Origin of the sequence: Sedimenticola selenatireducens (genome assembly GCF_963675335.2) — a bacterium.
In the GTDB taxonomy this organism is placed as follows: domain Bacteria; phylum Pseudomonadota; class Gammaproteobacteria; order Chromatiales; family Chromatiaceae; genus Sedimenticola; species Sedimenticola selenatireducens.
The window spans coordinates 444,466-463,253 of sequence record NZ_CAXXYC010000001.1; the positions used below are offsets into that span (position 1 = coordinate 444,466).

Sequence of the window (18,788 nt, forward strand, 5' to 3'; positions counted from 1 at the left end):
CATTTGGCCGTGTGTAGTGTACAGTGTTTTATCGGCAGGTTCAGATCCTACTACAATAAAAATTTTATTGTAAATGGGTACGGACTACGCTGTTGCCTTGCCTCCGAGAGGTATTTGCCGGTCAGAATACCGGCTGTTTGGCCGGGGCTCCTGCCTCCTCCCTGACCATTCGGGGCATCAGGTAACCGGGCAGATAGGCGCGCAGTTCCTCCTGCAGCTGTCGGGCATGTCCTATGCCTACCTCGAAGTGTGCAGCACCGGCCACACGGTCAAGCAGATGGAGATAATAGGGGAGAATACCGGCATCGAACAGCGCAAGACTGAGCGCGCTGAGGGTAGCCGTACTGTCATTGACACCCTTCAATAGCACGGATTGATTGAGCAGGGTGACGCCAGCCTGCTTCAATGGGACCAAACCGCTGGAGAGTTCGGGGGAAATTTCCCGGGCGTGGTTTATGTGCAGCACCAGTACCGGCTGCAGACGCCCGCCGGTGAGCAAACGCGTCAGTTCGGGCGTCAGGCGTGAGGGAATTACCACCGGCAGCCGGGTATGAATGCGTAACCGCTTGAGGTGCGGGATGGTCTCCAGCCGGCTGACCAGTTCGATGAGTTTGCCATCGCTCAGGGTCAGCGGGTCACCGCCACTCAGGATAATCTCATCGATTTTCTCCGCCTGGTGGATGTGATCAAGGGCCTCCTGCCAACGCTGTCGATAAGCGGTGGCTTCCTGATACGGATAGTGACGGCGGAAACAGTAGCGGCAGTTGACGGCGCAACTGCCATTGGCGATCAGCAACAGTCGCCCCTGATATTTGGACAGTACCCCCGGAATGATCGACTGATCAAGATCGCCCACGGGATCACGGACAAAACCGGGTGCGGGCAGATTTTCCGCACCGATGGGCAGGACCTGCCGCAGCAGGGGATCGCCGGGATCTCCCTTGTGGATCAGCTCGGCAAACTCCCTGGGGACTCTCAGACCGAAGAGTCCCGCCGCGGCCCGCGCTGCGGGTAATATCGCCTTGTCCAGATGAAGGAATTCGATAAACGCATCAACATCGCTGAAGGCGTTCGCCAGCGATTGCTGCCACAGGGGAGTCTGACATACAGGCTCTATTCGATGTATCATGCGCGTTTTCCAGTCGGTTGTTTGGTGAGGACAAGATGGCAACTTATAGTACCAGTGAGTTCAAGGGTGGGCTAAAAATCATGCTGGATGGCGACCCCTGCTCCATCATTGAAAACGAATTCGTGAAGCCCGGCAAAGGCCAGGCATTTAACCGGGTGAAGATACGTAATCTGAAAACCGGTCGCGTCATCGAACGCACTTTCAAGTCGGGTGAGTCCGTCGAGGCCGCCGACGTGATGGAGATGGATCTGCAGTATCTCTATTCGGATGGCGAATTCTGGCATTTCATGCATCCGGATACCTTTGAACAGGTGAGCGCCGATGCGGCCGCGGTCGGTGACTCGGTGAAATGGCTCAAGGATCAGGATATGTGCACCGTCACCCTGTGGAACGGTGCGCCGATCATTGTCGAGGTGCCCAATTTCGTCAATCTCACCATCACGGAAACCGATCCGGGCCTTAAGGGCGACACTTCAGGTGGTGGTGGCAAGCCGGCAACCCTGGAGACCGGTGCCGTGGTGCGGGTGCCGCTGTTTGTGCAGACAGGTGAACTGATCAAGGTGGATACCCGTTCCGGTGAATATGTCTCCCGGGCCAAAGAAGAGTGAGTTGGTCAACCGCTTGAACAACGGTAAACCGGATTCCGGGGCGTATCCTGCGGCTTCCTTAGAGATGCTCAGGATGCGAGCCCGGGTGTTAGCGGCGATCCGGACGTTTTTTCACCGGCAGGGAGTCATGGAAGTGGAAACGCCGGTCTGCTCCCGATCAGCGACGACCGATCCCGCCATAGAATCCCTGGTCACCCGCTACACCGGGCCGGGAGCGCCGGCCGGATTGCCGTTGTATCTGCATACCTCGCCAGAATTTCCCATGAAGCGGCTGCTGGCCGCCGGTTCCGGCGCGATCTATCAGATATGCAAGGTGTTCCGGGACGGAGAATCGGGTCGCCTGCACAATCCCGAGTTCACCCTGCTGGAGTGGTATCGCCCCGGTTTTGATCATCACCGATTGATGGATGAGGTGGAGCAACTGGTGCAGGCGCTGATGTCGGAACCGCTGGCTGTGCGGCGCATCAGCTATCAGGCGCTGTTTCAGCAGCAGCTGCAGCTGGACCCCCATCAGGCTTCGGCCGGGCAACTGCGCGACTGCGCCCTGAACCAGGGGGTGTCGGGGGTGGATCGACTGGATCTGCCGCACCGGGATGCCTGGCTGGATCTGCTGATGACCCATTGCGTGGAGCCGGCCATGGGGCCGGGTCTCTGCTTTGTCTATGATTACCCGGCCAGCCAGGCGGCCCTGTCCCGGGTTCGGCCGGGCAACCCGCCGGTGGCGGAGCGGTTTGAGCTCTATATCAACGGGATTGAGGTGGCCAACGGCTTTCACGAATTGACCGATGCGGCCGAACAGCAGCGCCGCTTTGAACAGGATCTACAGACCCGATCGGCCGCCGGTCAAGCGGATGTGCCGATGGACAGGCAGTTGATCGAGGCACTCTCACTGGGTTTGCCGGATTGCGCAGGTGTGGCGTTGGGTATTGATCGCCTGATCATGCAGCTGGCCGGTGCGGAGCAGATCAGCCAGGTATTGGCCTTTCCGCTGGAGCGTGCCTAGGAGCCTGTCGGACTTAACACTGATCTACTGCGGAAAAGCCGGATTTGGCCATATTTTCCGATCTTCCTCGTTGAATAGGTCCACTATTCCATCCTTAGGTCCGTAAACGGTGCATCCCTGCACCACTCTTCGCCTCGAAAGATCAAAAAATCTGTCTCATTCAATCGCCTGGAGCGATTGACGTGCCAACCCCGAAGGGGTGGAGCACAGGGATGTGCGGAACAAATCGGCTTTCCCTCGCTACGATCGGTCAAGCCCGACAAACTCCTAGCCGGTCGACCTTGTCAGGGTGGCGATCTGCTGGCCCATCTGAACCTTGGTGTCGGCGGACAACTGATCGCTCCACTCGATGGCATCTTTCGGGAACAGCAGTACCACGGTTGACCCCATGTTGAAGCGGCCCATCTCCTCGCCTTTGTCCAGGGTGACAGGTTCAACCGGCTTCTGCTGGCCGTAGCGCCACTGGCTGATGCGTCGTGAGAGCGGTGCGACCGTGCCTGCCCAGACCGTATCCATGCTGGCCACGAAAATCGCTCCCACCATGATCACGGCCATCGGGCCATGCTCGGTTTCAAACAGATTGATTACTCGCTCGTTGCGACTGAACAGGCGTGGTACCACCCGGGTTGTGGAGGGGCTGACACTGAACAGCCGGCCGGGGATATGCAGCATCTTTTTCAGCTCGCCGGCCAGCGGCATGTGAATGCGGTGGTAATCCCTCGGTGAGAGGTAGAGGGTGGCGAAATGGCCTTCGGCAAACCGCTCGCACCATTCGCTGTCGTCGCCCAACAATTCCCGCAGTGTGTAACTCTGTCCCTTGGCCTGGAAGATTCGGCCGTCTTCTATCCTGCCGAGCTGACTGACGGCGCCATCGACCGGCGAGAGGACGGCGGATGGTTCCCCGGCAAGCGGACGCGCCGCGGGCTGCAGTGCCCGGGTAAAGAAGGCGTTGAAGCTGGGATAGGCTGTCGGGTCCTGTTGCACGGCCAGGCCCATGTCTACCCGGTAGAGCCGGATCGCCCCCTTGATCAGCCGGTCCTTGAGAGGTGGCCACTCTATCCGGGTCAGCCAGTGCATGGCTTGCGACAGGAGGTGGTGGGGTAGCAGGTAGAGCAGCAAGGCAAACAGCTTGTCGACCAGGCCGGCTTCTTTGGCCGTGTTCTCAGGATGGTGATTCATCTACAACGATTCCGTGGGTTGTCGGATAGAGGGGGATACTACCGGCATCGTTCCATCAGGTAAACGCAGATATCAGGCAATCGGCGTGTCCGGCCGGTTACCCCAGTCCGACCAGGAGCCCGGATATCCCTTTACCCGCTGGTAGCCAAGCGATTTGAGCATGATGTAGGTGAGGGATGAGCGGTGATGGGTGTGGCAATAGGTTACGATCTGCTGGCTCTGGTTAATCCCCAGTTCGGTCAATATTGCCTGAAGATCGGCCTCGGGTTTCAGGCGCAGATTGCGCTGCTGGTCCAGGGCGAGCAGCCAATCCATGTTGACGGCACCGGGGATATGTCCGGCTTTTTCCGCATAGCGTTTCAGGCCGTTGTATTCATCCGGACTACGGGCATCCAGCAAGGCAAAGCCGGTTTCACCAAGGTGCTGCTGGATATATTCCGCATTGGCCACCGGGGTGTTGCTGGGCCGGGCGTGGAACACTTTGGGGTTGGGGATTGTTGCTGTCCGTTCCATTGCATGGCCTTCATTGGCCCAGGCATGGAGGCCGCCGTTCAGCAGAGAGAAGTGGTTGTGTCCCATCGTTTCCAGGGTCCAGAGCAGTCGGCCGGCCTTGCCGCCGCCTTCATCGTCATAGGCGACCACATGGACCGAGTCATCGATCCCGATGGATGAGAAACAGTTTTCCAGCACGGTTGTTTCCGGTAACAGGCCCATGGTCGGTTTGCGCATGGCAACAATTTGCCCGTAATCGAGGTAGACCGCACCGGGGATGTGAAACTCGGTGTAGGTGGCTGGCTTGGTCAGGTCGACCAGCAACAGATTGTCGTTACCCAGTAATGGTTCGAGGGTTTCAGGTTCCAGGATCAGCGGCAGATCGGGTCTGTTCATGGTCGGTAGTCCGGCGGGTCGGCTCTCAAAATAGGATAATGGTGGCAGGATTGCCTGCTTTCAAGTATGGATCTGGCCGGGGTGAGTGAGGTTACCGCCCGGTTTCTCCTTGCCGGGCGGTAACGAGGCGGATATTTCAGGCGGGAATATAAGGGCCCAGTTCGCCGCTGAAGGTGTTGTGGTCGTAGACTGTGTCTTCTCCCTTGACCTGCTCCACTATCTTCAGCAGATCATACTGTCCGGTCATTTTGTCGGGTCCATTACCTTTCATCACCAGCATGTCCTTGAAGCACTGGTGATCTTCTCCCCGGTAAAAGGTCTCTCCCGGTCCGATGCCGGCATAGCGGGAATTTTCCAGGGTCTTGATCACTTCGGGGGGGTAGAAGGTACCGGCCTTCTCGCAGGCGTTGGCGTAGAGCAGGGTCTGTACATAACAGGTGTGGGCTGCCTGCGACGGGGGAAAGCCATACTCCTTGGTGAAGCTATTGACAAAAGCCTGGGAGCCCGGATCCTGCAGGGTCCAGTTCCACCCGGTGGTGCCGAAAACCCCGTCGATATTGGCGGCACCGGCGCCTTTGGCCATGACGCGACTAAACAGTGGCACTACCACCTCGATGGTCTTGCCGTTTTTCTGCAGATCACGCAATCCGAACTCCACGGCCTGGGTCAGAGAGTTCACCATGTCCTTCCCATAGTGGTTGAGGACCAGCACATCCGCGTCGGAGTTAAGGATGGCGGTGATAAACATGGAGAAGTCGCTGGAACCGAGCGGTGTCATGATGTTATTCACCGTGGTCCATCCCTCTTTTTCGGTGAACTCCTTCATCGATGCATACTGGGTATGTCCCCATGAGTAGTCCGCGGTCAGATGGAAGGCGCGCCGGTCATTGCCGTAATTTCGCGCCAGTACCGGCGCCAGCGCCTTGCCGCTCATGTAGGCATTGAAAAAGTGGCGGAAGCCATAGCGGCGCCGGTCTTTACCCGTTGTGTCATTGGAGTGGGTCAGGCCGCACATGAAAATCACCCCTTTCTCCTGCGCCAGATACTGCTGAGCGATAGCCACAGAACTGGATGAGCCGCCGGAGAACATGATAATACCGTCCTGTTCAATCATGCGTCGGGCGCTGGTGCGTGCCGGCCCGGGGCTGGACTGGGTATCGCCAATCACGTATTCGACTTTTTTACCCAGAATCCCGTTGCCTTTCAGGGCAAGTGGTTGCAGGGTGTTGAGCATCCCGCCCCCGTTATTGATGTGCTGAACAGCCAGTTTGTAGGCGCGTCCCTCGTCGGCCCCCTCATCGGCGTAGGCGCCGCTCTGGGGGTAGTTGAAGCCGAATTTTACCGTTTTGCCTCTAACCGGATAGTTGCCTATGGACTGCTCGGCCCAGGCATCCTTGACAAAGAACATCGGGGTGTTGGCCGCGGCGGCGATCGATACGGCGCCCAGCTTCATGAATCCGCGCCGGGAAAGGGTGCTGAACTTGTCAGAACTGTGATCTGTCATCTCTATCTCATCCTCACACTTGGGCTCTGGCCCATCTCGTTATTAGGTATTCGCTCAATGCAGTTCGGGGGGAACCGGACATACGGCAGCCTGTTGAACTCTTGTCAGGAACAACGAGACTGCTTACTAACTCACTGAACAAAAGAGAGAACGAGGCCTTACGGCATTGTAATATATTGCATTTGCTGCTTGCGGGCATCAGTTGTGATTACCGACCCGGCATAAACAGTACATCGGCCGGGGTGCGGATAAATTGAGACTTATTGCCGGGGGCGGTGGATTTCGTGAGGCGTCTCGCGGAATCTGCCTCTGATGGACCTGGTGGGCCGCGTATGATCAGAGTGGGTTATGCCGCTGACGGGCAAAAAAACCGCTGCGGGCTCCAGCGGCTTTTTGCGTCTGCTGCCGGGTGGCGAGGCCAACCGTACTAACCAATTATACACGCGCTATTTTTTGGAGCAGCAAAACAATCAGTAGGTTTCAACGTGATAACGGCCGCTTTGTCTCATTGCCAGTTTTATATCGCTCCAGCTTGAGCCGTTATCAATGCAGATCTTTTCAAACGCTTCTTCAACCCCTGCTTCCATCTCTTTCAAGCCGCAGATATAGATGTAGGTGTCCTCTGAGGCCATCAGGGGTGCAAGTTTTTTTGACTGGCTAACCATGCGGTCCTGCACGTACTCTTTAGGTGCATCAGGAAGCCTGGAAAAAACCAACTGCTTGTCTATAAACCGGTCACTCAGTTTATTGAGCGGTCCAAAATAGGGTAGTTCACCGGGTGTTCTGGCACCAAAATAGAGGAGCAGTTTGCCCTCAGCGTCGGGTAGATGCCGGCGACGGTACTCGGTCATGGCGCGAAATGGCGCAGAGCCGGTGCCAGTACAGATCATAATAAGATTAGTGCTGGATGAATTAGGCATCAGGAAAGTAGCGCCAAATGGACCGGTGACAAGCACTTCGTCATTCTTCTTTAAATCACACACATAGTTTGAGCCCAGGCCCCGAACCGTTTTGCCATCTTGCTCAAAAACCACGCGCTTAACGGTCAGTGAGAGGTTGTTGGCTCCAGGACGCTCACCATCACGTGGACTGGCGACGGAATATAGTCGCACCAGGTTGGGACGGCCTTTTTCATCCGTTCCGGGAGGAATGATGCCGATACTCTGTCCCTCCAGCACGGGGAAGGTGCGATCACCGAAGTCCAGAATAATATGGCGGATATCCGACTCGCTGTCTGCATCGGTCAGACGAAAATTACCCGCAACGCGCGCCACCATCGGTTTTTCACGATTGTATATATTGATATAGGGACGTTCTGCAGACGCTGGAGGCAGTACTTTTCCACTCTCGCCAGAGTGTGCGATTTTCAGAATTTCGCTGGCATCCTCCTCATTCGCTTCCTGTTGTTGTGACTCAGCTGAAGCGGCTTCTCCATGGTCAATTGCTGCAGGCAACTCAGTCCAGGAGAATTGCTCTTCAATAGAATAACCTGTTGTTACCATCCGCCAGTTATCAATCGAGCCAGTCGGACATGGTGAAATACAATCCATGCAATAATCACATTTGGCTGCATCCACCACATAGTTATTGTCATCGTGCGTGATGGCATCTACCGGACAGGTTTCTTCACAGGTATTACAGCGAATACAGATTTCCGGATCAATCAGGTGTTGACGTAAAAGTTTCATTGCGCGTTGACCAGTCGTGGTGGTTTGTCAGCAAACCGATAAAAAAGGGTCTTCGTATCAGTACTACAGAGTATGGATGGCATAACCGATAACGTAAGCATAGAGATGCGCTTCATTAGAGCAGAGTCAAATTGAATTTACATCCTTACAATCTCTGCTTTAATTGTAGTGCTTGCTTCGGGGTGGCAGGTGAACACAGCTAATCCGCGTGGTTTATCCGGAATCTAAACCTGTCCGGCCAATTCTGCCTGAATAGGCCAAAACGGATGCAGTACTTGAAATCCTGACAGAGATGGAGGATGCTTGATGAAACGGAAGCAAGTTCTCATAAAATGGACGTAGTTCTGGTCACTGGCTATAAACACAGCTATGTTACAAAGTGCTGTAGCGGGGGTTGGGCGGCACCTTGGGTATTTGCTGAAAGCAAAATCCTATCCCTGTTTTTGAGGACGGAGGCAGGCGGTTTGAATCAAGCAGCGGTTGTTCATCACTGCTCTCCCCCCAGATGTAAGGATCCGTTATTGCGATAATGAGCCGGGAGCGGACGGTGCCGGAGCAGCCGCCAGGCAGGTAATCGTTACAGCGCACCTGACAAAAAAAGTTTTTGCCGTTGGGCAAGGCGACAATGCCCACATAGATAATAACTAAGTAAACAGGGTCGTTCAAAGTTAGCCGATCCCCCGGGCTATCACCGGGAAAAATGCAAAAAACCAAGGGAGGAGTGGAGATGAGATCAGCTATGTCCCGTTTCGGGTTGCTTGTATACACGTTTCTGGTTTTGTTGAGTGTTTTTTCCAGTAGCTTTGCTGCAGAGAAACTCAAACCCTTTGTCCTGGCAAACGGTTCGGATAGTGACTTTGCGTCCACCGTTGAGCGGGTAAAAGAGGCGCTGGAGGCTCAGCAGTTTACAGTGGTGGGGGAATACACCCCCTATGAGCAGGCACATATCGTCATTGTGACCAATGACGATCTAATTGCTCTGGCCGCAGGAGAATCCAACGCCGCCTATATGTCAGCGCAGCGCGTGGCCATTACCCAGACGAAAAAAGGCCTTCAGATCGCCTACACCAATCCAGACTATTTTGCCCATGCCTACCGGGTGTCGGGTGACGTTGGACCAGTGACTAAAAAACTGGCGGCCGCGTTGGGGGCGGTTGAATATTTTGGGTCCAAGGGGCTGACAGCAAGAAAACTGCGCAAATACCACTACACGTTTGGCATGGAATATTTCGATGACCCGCTGGACCTGGCACGATACGACAGCCACCGGGAGGCGCTCAATGCTGTGGAGGCCTCCCTCGCCAATGGCCGTGGTGGGACCAGTCTGGTCTACAGGCTCGATATTCCTCATTCGGATATATCTGTGTTTGGTGTCGCCCTCTCTGAAGGGATGGCGGACGACAGGCGGGTGATGGAAGTGATCGATTACAAGGCGCTCAAGCAGACGGCCCATCTGCCCTACGAACTTCTGGTTGTCGGTAGAGAGGTGGTTGCACTGGCGCCACGCTTTCGAATTGCCGTTAATTTTCCTGATCTGAGAATGGTCGGCGAGCATGGGTTTACCCAGATTATGGCGACGCCGGATGCGATAAATAAATCCCTGGTCCTGGCTGCTGGCGGAGAATGGAAGGATAAGAGTTTTGCCGCCATGAGCCCTGATAGATGATCGAGGCTCATAGCGGTTTTTTAGCCGCGTGATGTCCTGTTCACCATGGGCACTATCTATGTGCCACTACAAACAGCCGATCAGCATATGGTGTCGATGCTCAGCACACTCTGAGCATCGACACCATCAAGATCAGGGGCTATCTTTCTTTATTAGTGCTTGAATACCTGATCGGAAAGGCTAGTCGCTTCAAAATCGATCGCCAAAACGAAAACTCTGCACTGTAGCGTTTTGTTTCGGTGGCACAGGCGTAAGGAGAGATAACATGGGCTCTTTGCAGGGTAAGACCATTTTCATTACCGGCGCTACGCGGGGCATTGGATTGGCAATTGCATTGCGCGCCGCACAGGACGGGGCCAATATCGTTATCGCCGCCAAGACCATCCAACCTCATCCCAAGCTGCCAGGGACTATCTTCACTGCGGCAGCGGAGATTGAGGCGGCGGGCGGCAAGGCGCTGCCGGTGCAGACCGATATTCGTGATGAGGCGCAGATTGCTGAGGCGGTGCGTCAGGCGGTGGATCTGTTTGGCGGCATCGACATTCTCGTCAACAACGCCAGTGCCATCAGTCTCACCGGCACGCTGGAGACGCCGATGAAACGCTACGACCTGATGAACCAGGTCAATGCCCGCGGAACCTTTGCGAGCTCTCAGGCCTGTCTGCCGCATCTTCTCAAGGCAGAGAATCCGCATATCCTTACGCTGTCCCCGCCGCTGTTAATGAAGCCTCACTGGTTTAAAAATCATACTGCTTACACCATTGCCAAGTACGGCATGAGTATGTGCGTTCTGGGCATGTCGGAGGAGTTTCGAAAGCAGGGTGTGGCGGTCAATGCGCTATGGCCGCGCACTGTAATCTACACGGCGGCAGTCGCCATGCTCGGTGATATGGTAAAGCCTGAGAATTGTCGCAAGCCCGCTATTGTGGCCGACGCCGCCTACGCTATCCTGATACGTAAAAGCCGCGAATGTACGGGTAATTTCTTTATCGACGACGAAGTCTTGACCGAAACGGGAATCACGGATTTCGCTCAGTATGCTGTCAATCCCAAGGGAAAATTGTACCAGGACCTGTTTTTAGATTGATTGGACAAATCCGTCCAATAGCGCGTGCCGCTGGCTGCAGACGAGATTCGGGGTTATCCGGGTCAGCAGGTTGAAATGGATCCAACCAATCCTGGTTGGGACTCGACCCATTTTGGCGCCGTCGGTCCTGTTCCGTGCAAGGCGGGTTGATGAAAAAAGTCTTTATCAGTTACAGGCGAAAAGAGAGTTCCGGCTACTCCCGGCTGGTATACGACCGTCTGCGGGCCGCGCAGCCGGATTGGGATATTTTCATGGATGTCGAGGGTATTCCTGCCGGTGAAAACTGGCGCAATGTGCTCGGTGCGCGAATAGATTCATCGGATATCATGATAGTCCTCATCGGACGCGAATGGCTGACGATGACCGAACCCAACGGGGTTCGACGTCTTGACAATCCCGATGACGTGACCAGGTGGGAGATAGCGTCAGCGCTGGAGAAGAAAAAAAAACTGATACCCGTGCTGCTCGAGGATGTCCCGCCACTGGCTAACGAAGAGCTGCCCGCGCTACTCTCCCCGCTTGCCGGGATGCAGACACTCAGTATTCGGCATGAGACCTTTAATGCCGACCTGGAGAATCTGATCGCCCGGATAACCGGGCGCGGCCTGCGCGAGAAGCTGCGTTGGGAACAGGGACGCCGCGTGCTGGAACGGTCCAAGCGCTGGTCGGTTCCGGCAATTACGCTGCTGATGCTGGTTATTCTGTGGGTCGGTCTTCTGGATCTCTTCACCCTGGAGACGCGCACCACCACATGGTCGCTCGCACTGGCCGATATGCTCTTCCCCGCGCAGCTCGAAGCAAATGTATCGCTGGTTGCCATACCCGGAACCTTTAATACGCATGCACCCTCTGCCCGCGCCACCTACGCCGAACTGATATCCAGACTTACTGAAGCCGGTGCCGGCGCCATCCTCCTGGATCTTGTTTTTCATGAATCACGTGATCAGGATGAAACGTTATCGGCCGCATTCGAGGCGGCGGCAGATGCGGGAACAAGCGTGTTCTTCGGGTTCGCTGAGCTGGAAGAGAGAAAGCCGCGGGCGGTAAAAATACTGGCGGAATCAGTCGGTGGGCTCGGCTTGGTCTGCGTGGGCAGACGCCTCGGTTACACGATGATGATGCCGATAGCGATGAATTACCGGGAGGCGGAATCCAGGAATGAACCGGATCGGATTAGCAGTCTTCCGGGTATCGCATTGCTGGGAGCTGCCGGACGGGTTTCCGTCGACTCCCTCAACCCGGAATCGAACTCGCTGACGCTTGCCGCAGGCGATGGAAGGAAACTCCAATACCCGATCTCCCTGCTGGAGCGGATTCACGCAACGCCCAAAGGGTGTAAGGCAATGAATCCAGATACGCAGTCGGCGCTGATCCTGTTGCGTCTCAGTCCTTTGGTGGCGTTACGTGCATATGACAGGCGTATAGATATGAACGCCGTCCTGGCCGGTCAATTTGACGGAAACATAATCCGGGGGCGAACGGTAATTGTTGGCCTTGAGGCCCCCGAAGAGGAGTTTACTGTTGCCTACGGCCTCGGGCCGGAACAGCGTTACGGTTACGAACTATACGCCGATGCGATCAACACGCTTGTAACAAACCGGATAGTCCGGCCATTGGGCGTCTACCCTCAGGTTTTTCTGATGCTGGCAATATCCAGCCTGGGGGCCTGGCTGGGAATAAAGCTGTTTGGCAGGCCCGCTTATTTTCGTCGTCTGGTATTCGCTGTGCTGATGTTTTTATATCTGCTGTTATCGGTTTATCTGGTCGCCGAGGAGAATCTTCTGCTACACACTGCCTACGACCTGTTTACCCTGACTGTCGCGTACCTGTTGTTCCGGCGTTTTTCCACCAAGTGGCTGGTATGAAAGGTGACATGGCCACTGTTGTGGCAATTCCTCTTTTCAACAGCCGTCAGGTCATATCCCGCAGCGTGAGTCGTGCGGCTCTTTCAATCGAAGTGTATCCCGCGCCACCAGGTAATCATCAATATAGTATTGCCGGTTGGCGCACATCTTTTCGCATGCATTCAGTGCGTCGTTGTACGACTTCAACAGCTCTCTGTGTCTTCCAATCTCTTCTGTATTGAATTTTTCTGCCAGTAACTGGTAGTCGGTAATTCTTGCATTGTAGCTGTCCACGGCGGTCTGATCGGATCGATCCAGATTTTTATACAGCTGATCCAGTGCCTCTGCCAAATTCTCCAGTAGCTTTTTTCTGGCATCCAGCTCTGCCATGGTCGCGTCCAGTGCTGATTTCCCTGCTTCGGCCCGCTGGTCCTGGCGAATACACTCGATCAGCTCATCGGCCGTCATGACGTTCTTTGTGTATACTTTTTTGCCCGCGGCTGCATCTATGCCTTTAATCGATCCGCGGTCCAGCGGTGGCAGCGGCTGGCGTCTGTCGAGTGCATTTTTCTCAGTTCTCAGCACTCGGGCGAGTGGCTCATCAATTTGCGCCGGTCCGGGCAAATTACGACTTTGTTTGAATGCGCGTACGGCGGCCGTGGTGGATTCGTTCTCGTTTGTGTTCAGTGGACCCGGGTCGTAACCCAATGCAAGCAGCAGACGTTTTACCTCCCGGACGAGTTCAGGTCTGTCTGTTGACGCAGTAATCACCGGGGTGTCGGGTGGCTTTGGTACCACCGGTTGCGGTTCTGGCGGCGGCATGATCTGGCGCCCCGAATAGGGCGGGACTGCATGCTCGACCCGACGTACCTTAACCAGGATCTCATTGATCTGGTCGCTGCTCATCCGGTGTTTTACCGGTGTTTTATTCGGCTGGTAGGTCGCGATTTCCCCCGCTTCCAGCAAGAGTGATTCCGCCTCGTCAAGATTGGGTTCCATGCGTATCCGCCCCTCGAAGACACGGACCTCCGTTGCCTCCGCTGAAGCGCGGAAATAGAAAATCGTGCCCTCGGCCGCTGCGCGGACGAATTCGCCTTCAACACGGAACAGGTCACGTGTTGCGGTGGCTGCTTTGGTCACCCCGGTTTTAATTTTCACGACCACCTCACCGATAACCGCTCTGATCGAAGGGTTCAGGATGTCAATCTGGCTGTTACTGCCAACGATAAGCTCTTTTTCGTCACCGTTGAAGGTAATTACCGCTTCAAGATTGCCGGTGGAAACAAGGTCGCCCGGACGCAGGCGCATGTTGGGCACAACCGGGATTGATCGACGATCCCTGACGATGAGAATATCCGCGAACTCAGCAGGGTCGGCGGGTCGATCCCCGGATACTGCATTGCGCAGGACAATCTTGATGCCTGCGTCACCAGCATTTTGGTCTGCAGATTGCGCATTGGGCGCAAGGGCGAGCGTTAGCAAGGCCCAAGCGATCACCAAAATATTACAGTGCTGGCTTGTGCCGTTGCGTATCAAGGGGTCAGCCTCGACTTATCGTGTCGGTGATTGGGAATGGATATGACTGCCGTGACAATGGTGCCTGGTTAAAGGGGGGTGAAACCGGTTTGCCGATAATCATGTGGAGAGCTCCCAGTCGTCTCCGGGTCCCCGGCAGAACTTCAGGTCTTCATCCATTGTCTGGCCGTCCGACAGTCGGACTTTCTGCTTTACCACGCGGCACTGCAGATTGGCCTGCCTATCGACTACGACGGGTTCGGCCTCGACCGTTCCCTTTACACCGCTGTCGGGATTTTGCCAGGCCACCTCATTCCGTTCCGTGTTGTCGAGCGCCTCGGCGGTAGCCTTTGCTTGTTTCATGCGGTCCTGCTCCTCCAGGTAACTGCCGATTCGGCTACCTGCGAGTGCGCCGAGAAGAACCCCTGCACCAGTTGCGAGCGTCCGGCCGCTGCCACTGCCGATCTGGTTGCCAATTACACCGCCGATAACAGCGCCGGTTATAGCGCCTATCGTCTGTTTGTCCGATCCGTTGCTGGCACAGCCGTTGGAGAGTAGGGCGACGACACCAGCAAAAATGATGGGGAGATATTTTTGCTTCGTTGCTTCAACGCCTGGCCTGAATCGTTGGCTTGGAAGAGGCTCCTTTGCGCCGGCCTTTCTATTTGTTGGCAAAAATGCGGGGAGAGCTGAAAACAGGTGCCTGGAAGTCTGCATCATCGCATTCTCCTTCTTCGGTTCTAGCCGATTCGCTGCGGCGATTGGCTATTTATTATTCTAGACCAAATGAGGATAAGCGGATTGATACAACCCTGCGTAAGGTAGTGTTGATGCGTGCTTGGCGGCAGGCGACGGGAATACAACCGCACAGATTCGATAAACATTCGACAAAAGAGTGATGTATTAGAATCCGTTCGGACTCCCCACATCCTTGCAGAAAGGGATGCGCAGCGGCAAGGTTTTGCCAGGAATACTGACGGATGCGGTACCCAGAAGATGGCGGTTTAAGCTGGGTCTTCGGCTAGTTTCCGATTTTCAGGGGATAGAGAGCACTTACCGCGATCAAAATTTGGAGTCACGTTCTGCTGGACGATTTTACTTAGCTGGTCGGCGCCACCGATGTAGCTACCTTCAATCCAGATCTGGGGAACGGTGATCGGTGTCTTGGGCCCGATGATGGGTTTGACCCTTGCCAGCATCTCATAAAGATCATGGGGGTTTTTGACTACGTCATGATATGTGTAGCTGATGCCGGCCTTTTCCAGGTATCCCTTGGCGCGTTTGCAGTGCGGACAACTTTCCTTGCCAAACAGATGATTGCCGGTGACCACGGCTGTATGTGAATAGGCCTCGATGACAGCTTGGGTGAGAACGCCACGATTGAGGGCATGGCCCTGGGCGATCACCTTGCCCTCGACCATAACGATGGGTGCATGCCATCCTCCTTTCAATAGCGGTTTCCACCACTCGCTTAACCACTCCCGAATATCCAGATCGACCGGTATTCCAGCCAGTTCTGTGGATAGTGTGTCAAGAATGACATCTTTGGATAATGAACGTTCGCCACAGGGGATGTTGACCTTGAACGGTCCCCAGGCACCCGCCCAGCGAAACAGGGTGACTACGATCCGATGGTTTTCCATATGCTTGCCTTTGATGAAAGCGGCGGTTTCTCTGGGGCCAATGCACTACTGAATGTTTGAGCCCATCTTGTTAATAGACCGACAAACAACGGACAAATATTGCGGTGGATGGTAATAATTTCTGTTTTCCGGAGAGGATTTGCGCTGTAGCAAGGATTTCGGCCGCCTCAGCCGCCAAGCCCGCTGGCCAAGCTGGATGCCAAAAATCAGTCAGTAGTAACGCTTTCCTGCATTCATCTGGCGTGAGCTGGCCTGTGGGCATTTTGCTGCCTGTTTGCTACCTGGTGTCGCACACAATAAAAAAGGCCTACGCCGAATAACAGCAATAAGCCTTTGATATTTAAGTGGTACCGAGGGTCGGACTCGAACCGACAAGGGGTTGCCCCCGGGGGATTTTGAATCCCCTGTGTCTACCAATTTCACCACCCCGGCAGATTGAAGAGGCGTAGTATAATCTTTTCATGGGGCAGTGCAATCCCTCGGTGGTAACCACAGAAGCCTTGGCGCTACGGCAGTCTATGGTAAGATGCGCGCCCCATGCAGAGAAGCGACTTCCACTATGATCTCCCTGATGAGCTGATCGCCCAGTTTCCCACCGGAAACCGGCAGGACAGCCGGCTACTCCATCTGCCCTGCGGCGGAGAAGGGCCGGTTGATCGTCTGTTTGCCGACCTGCCCTCGCTACTGAATCCCGGTGACCTGCTGGTGTTCAATGATACCCGGGTAATGCGCGCCAGGTTGTTTGGTACCAAGGCGACTGGGGGGAAAGTTGAACTGCTGATCGAGCGGGTGTTGGAGCCTCGTCGGGGGCTGGCCCATATCCGGGCCAGCAAGTCACCCAGGGCAGGCAGCCGTATACTGCTTGAAGACGGGAATGTGCTGGAGGTGCAGGGGCGGCAGGAGGATCTGTTCGTCATTGCCGCTTGTGACGTGGACCTCCATGAACTGATGTGCCAGACCGGGCATATGCCGCTCCCTCCCTACATCAGTCGCGAGGATCAGGCGCTGGATGAAGAGCGCTACCAGACCGTCTACTCCCAGCGCGAGGGCGCGGTCGCTGCACCTACTGCGGGTCTCCATTTTGACCAGGCCATGCTGGCGCGGCTGGATGCCATGGGGGTCGAACGTGCCTTCGTCACCCTGCATGTGGGGGCAGGCACCTTCAGGCCGGTCCGGGTCGACCGTTTGGAGGAGCATGTCATGCATAGCGAGTATGCGGAAGTGAGTCCGGAGGTGTGTGAGCAGGTCCGTGCGGCACGCGCCCGGGGGGCGCGGGTTGTGGCGGTGGGTACAACCAGTGTGCGCAGTCTTGAGTCCGCGTCCCGGGAAGGGGAGATACAACCCTTCTACGGGGATACCCGGTTGTTCATCACTCCGGGCTACCGGTTTCGTAGTGTTGATGCCCTGCTTACCAACTTCCATTTGCCTGAATCCACCCTGCTGATGCTGGTGGCGGCATTCTCCGGATATGAGCGAATTATGGCGGCATACCAACATGCCGTGGTTCAGCGTTATCGTTTTTTCAGCTATGGTGATGCGATGTTTCTGGAGCGCGCAGATTGGGCATGAACCCGGAAGGTGTGGCGCTCATATTTTCCGGGCAAAAAAAACGCGGCAAGTGGATTGCCGCGTAAATAAATCCACCAAAGGAGGATGGAGGAGTGTGTACCGAGTTGTTTTTCAGTACATGCGTAGTTTCTAATATATGCTGCAGTGTGTCAAGTCGTTAAAATCCATTTATGTTGATATAAGTCATGCTTTTTGAAGTCGTAAATATTGACGGCGCGGCCCGCCGGGGTCAGCTTACATTCCCGCGTGGGACCATACAGACACCGGCCTTCATGCCGGTCGGGACCTACGGCACGGTGAAGGCGATGACCCCGGAAGAGCTGGAGTCGGGGGGCGCCGAAATCATCCTGGGTAACACCTTCCATCTCATGCTCCGGCCCGGCACCGATATCATCTCTGCCCATGGCGATCTGCATGACTTTATTCATTGGCAGCGTCCCATTCTGACCGATTCCGGTGGCTTTCAGGTGTTCAGTCTGGGGGCGATGCGCAAGATTACCGAGGCGGGGGTGCACTTTCGCTCGCCTATCGATGGCAGCCGGATATTCATGGGGCCGGAAGAGTCGATGGCGGTACAGCGTAGGCTTGGTTCCGACATCGTGATGATCTTTGATGAGTGCACGCCGTATCCGGCCACGGAGCTGGAGGCGCGGGTCTCCATGGAGCTCTCACTGCGCTGGGCCGAGCGCAGCAGGCAGGCGCATGGCGACAACCCGTCGGCGCTGTTCGGTATTGTCCAGGGTGGTGTCTATGAGTCGTTGCGCGGGCGTTCGCTGGAAGGGCTGATGGAGATCGGTTTTGACGGCTATGCCGTGGGCGGGCTTTCAGTAGGCGAGCCGCCTGCCGACCGTTGGCGGGTGCTGGACTTCCTCTCGTCCAGATTGCCGGCAGATAAGCCCCACTATCTGATGGGCGTAGGAACGCCGGAGGATATCGTGGAAGCGGTGCGGCGCGGTATCGATATGTTTGATTGTGTCATGCCGACCCGTAACGCGCGCAATGGCCACCTGTTTACGCATCAGGGCGTGGTGCGCATTCGCAATGCCGTGCATGCCGGTGACACAGGACCTCTGGACCCCCATTGTGATTGCTACACCTGCCAAAACTACAGTCGGAGCTATCTACGGCACCTGTCGCGCTGCAATGAGATACTGGGTGCCCGGCTGAATACTATCCATAACCTGCACTACTACCAGTCACTGATGCGCGATATTCGCCAGGCCATCACGGAGCAGCGTTTCGATGCCTTCGTTCGGGATTTTTACGCCATGCGGGCCTGAGGTGCCTACTTGAAAATCCGCAGCCCAGGCCTTATTTCCGGTACTTGCATTGATTCGGATGCGCAGGCGTAGCGCCATAAATTTTTTAATCACAACAACTGTGGCATAATGCTCCGCTTGTGATTTCGCTACGGTGTACTCTGTGCTGAATCAATATATTTTGACCACTTGACTTAAGGTAAGAA

General features: G+C 55.5%; 17 protein-coding genes and 1 tRNA gene. 8 read left to right on the forward strand and 10 right to left on the reverse strand.

Annotated features, from left to right (window positions below; genetic code table 11):
- Positions 1–121: 121 nt before the first annotated feature.
- The gene (epmB, locus tag ACHZBF_RS02105; RefSeq protein ID WP_321527513.1) at positions 122–1,129 is read right to left on the reverse strand and encodes an EF-P beta-lysylation protein EpmB; all 1,008 of its coding nucleotides are present in this window, start codon (positions 1,127–1,129) and stop codon (positions 122–124) included.
- 35 nt (positions 1,130–1,164) lie between these two features.
- Between epmB and efp the strand changes: the two genes are divergently transcribed.
- Together efp and epmA are read left to right on the forward strand one after the other, a co-directional pair.
- Positions 1,165–1,737, forward strand: coding sequence for an elongation factor P (efp, locus tag ACHZBF_RS02110; RefSeq protein WP_288107029.1), 573 nt, complete (start codon positions 1,165–1,167; stop codon positions 1,735–1,737).
- Positions 1,712–2,740 (forward strand): EF-P lysine aminoacylase EpmA, encoded by a 1,029-nt coding sequence (epmA, locus tag ACHZBF_RS02115; RefSeq protein WP_394707542.1) that lies wholly within the window; start codon positions 1,712–1,714, stop codon positions 2,738–2,740. The genes efp and epmA overlap by 26 nt, the downstream gene beginning before the upstream one ends.
- Positions 2,741–3,007: 267 nt before the next feature.
- Here epmA and asd read toward each other — a convergent pair whose 3' ends face one another.
- The 3 genes from asd to ACHZBF_RS02130 all read right to left on the reverse strand — a co-directional run bounded on the left by asd (position 3,008) and on the right by ACHZBF_RS02130 (position 6,311).
- Positions 3,008–3,919 (reverse strand): archaetidylserine decarboxylase, encoded by a 912-nt coding sequence (gene asd, locus ACHZBF_RS02120; protein ID WP_335342937.1) that lies wholly within the window; start codon positions 3,917–3,919, stop codon positions 3,008–3,010.
- 72 nt (positions 3,920–3,991) lie between these two features.
- The gene (locus ACHZBF_RS02125) at positions 3,992–4,807 is read right to left on the reverse strand and encodes a sulfurtransferase (RefSeq protein WP_273441023.1); all 816 of its coding nucleotides are present in this window, start codon (positions 4,805–4,807) and stop codon (positions 3,992–3,994) included.
- A gap of 136 nt (positions 4,808–4,943) precedes the next feature.
- Positions 4,944–6,311 (reverse strand): substrate-binding protein, encoded by a 1,368-nt coding sequence (locus ACHZBF_RS02130; RefSeq protein WP_273441024.1) that lies wholly within the window; start codon positions 6,309–6,311, stop codon positions 4,944–4,946.
- Positions 6,312–6,659: 348 nt separating this feature from the next.
- Here ACHZBF_RS02130 and ACHZBF_RS02135 point away from each other — a divergent pair, with 348 nt between their 5' ends.
- On the forward strand, positions 6,660–6,788 hold the full coding sequence (locus ACHZBF_RS02135; protein WP_273441025.1) for a hypothetical protein: 129 nt from the start codon (positions 6,660–6,662) through the stop codon (positions 6,786–6,788).
- Here the strand turns inward: ACHZBF_RS02135 and boxA are convergent.
- Positions 6,782–7,999: a benzoyl-CoA 2,3-epoxidase subunit BoxA gene (boxA, locus tag ACHZBF_RS02140; RefSeq protein WP_321527514.1), complete on the reverse strand. Its 1,218-nt coding sequence runs from the start codon at positions 7,997–7,999 to the stop codon at positions 6,782–6,784. The genes ACHZBF_RS02135 and boxA overlap by 7 nt on opposite strands.
- Before the next feature lie 372 nt (positions 8,000–8,371).
- A complete protein-coding gene (locus tag ACHZBF_RS02145) occupies positions 8,372–8,665 on the reverse strand; it encodes a hypothetical protein (RefSeq protein WP_321527515.1) in 294 nt (97 codons plus the stop codon).
- Between the two features lie 61 nt (positions 8,666–8,726).
- Here ACHZBF_RS02145 and ACHZBF_RS02150 point away from each other — a divergent pair, with 61 nt between their 5' ends.
- The 3 genes from ACHZBF_RS02150 to ACHZBF_RS02160 all read left to right on the forward strand — a co-directional run bounded on the left by ACHZBF_RS02150 (position 8,727) and on the right by ACHZBF_RS02160 (position 12,617).
- Positions 8,727–9,665, forward strand: coding sequence for a hypothetical protein (locus ACHZBF_RS02150; RefSeq protein WP_273441028.1), 939 nt, complete (start codon positions 8,727–8,729; stop codon positions 9,663–9,665).
- A gap of 265 nt (positions 9,666–9,930) precedes the next feature.
- Positions 9,931–10,752, forward strand: a complete 822-nt coding sequence (locus ACHZBF_RS02155; RefSeq protein WP_029133911.1) for an SDR family oxidoreductase — start codon at positions 9,931–9,933, stop codon at positions 10,750–10,752.
- A 149-nt stretch (positions 10,753–10,901) separates the two neighbouring features.
- The gene (locus tag ACHZBF_RS02160) at positions 10,902–12,617 is read left to right on the forward strand and encodes a CHASE2 domain-containing protein (protein ID WP_321527516.1); all 1,716 of its coding nucleotides are present in this window, start codon (positions 10,902–10,904) and stop codon (positions 12,615–12,617) included.
- A 51-nt stretch (positions 12,618–12,668) separates the two neighbouring features.
- On the opposite strand, the gene ACHZBF_RS02165 is transcribed toward ACHZBF_RS02160, so the two are convergent.
- The 4 genes from ACHZBF_RS02165 to ACHZBF_RS02180 form a co-directional block, all read right to left on the reverse strand.
- Positions 12,669–14,078 carry a peptidoglycan-binding protein gene (locus tag ACHZBF_RS02165; protein ID WP_321527517.1) on the reverse strand — a complete coding sequence of 470 codons (1,410 nt, stop codon included), beginning with the start codon at positions 14,076–14,078 and terminating at the stop codon, positions 12,669–12,671.
- 153 nt (positions 14,079–14,231) lie between these two features.
- The gene (locus ACHZBF_RS02170) at positions 14,232–14,831 is read right to left on the reverse strand and encodes a glycine zipper 2TM domain-containing protein (protein ID WP_321527518.1); all 600 of its coding nucleotides are present in this window, start codon (positions 14,829–14,831) and stop codon (positions 14,232–14,234) included.
- Positions 14,832–15,115: 284 nt separating this feature from the next.
- Positions 15,116–15,754: a glutaredoxin family protein gene (locus tag ACHZBF_RS02175; protein ID WP_321527519.1), complete on the reverse strand. Its 639-nt coding sequence runs from the start codon at positions 15,752–15,754 to the stop codon at positions 15,116–15,118.
- A 345-nt stretch (positions 15,755–16,099) separates the two neighbouring features.
- Positions 16,100–16,186: transfer RNA gene (locus tag ACHZBF_RS02180), tRNA-Leu, on the reverse strand.
- A 105-nt stretch (positions 16,187–16,291) separates the two neighbouring features.
- On the opposite strand from ACHZBF_RS02180, the gene queA reads away from it, so the two are divergent.
- Both queA and tgt read left to right on the forward strand, forming a co-directional pair.
- On the forward strand, positions 16,292–17,323 hold the full coding sequence (gene queA, locus ACHZBF_RS02185; protein ID WP_321527520.1) for a tRNA preQ1(34) S-adenosylmethionine ribosyltransferase-isomerase QueA: 1,032 nt from the start codon (positions 16,292–16,294) through the stop codon (positions 17,321–17,323).
- Positions 17,324–17,508: 185 nt separating this feature from the next.
- Entirely contained in the window at positions 17,509–18,603 is a 1,095-nt protein-coding gene (gene tgt, locus ACHZBF_RS02190) for a tRNA guanosine(34) transglycosylase Tgt (RefSeq protein WP_321527521.1), read from the forward strand.
- Positions 18,604–18,788: the final 185 nt, after the last annotated feature.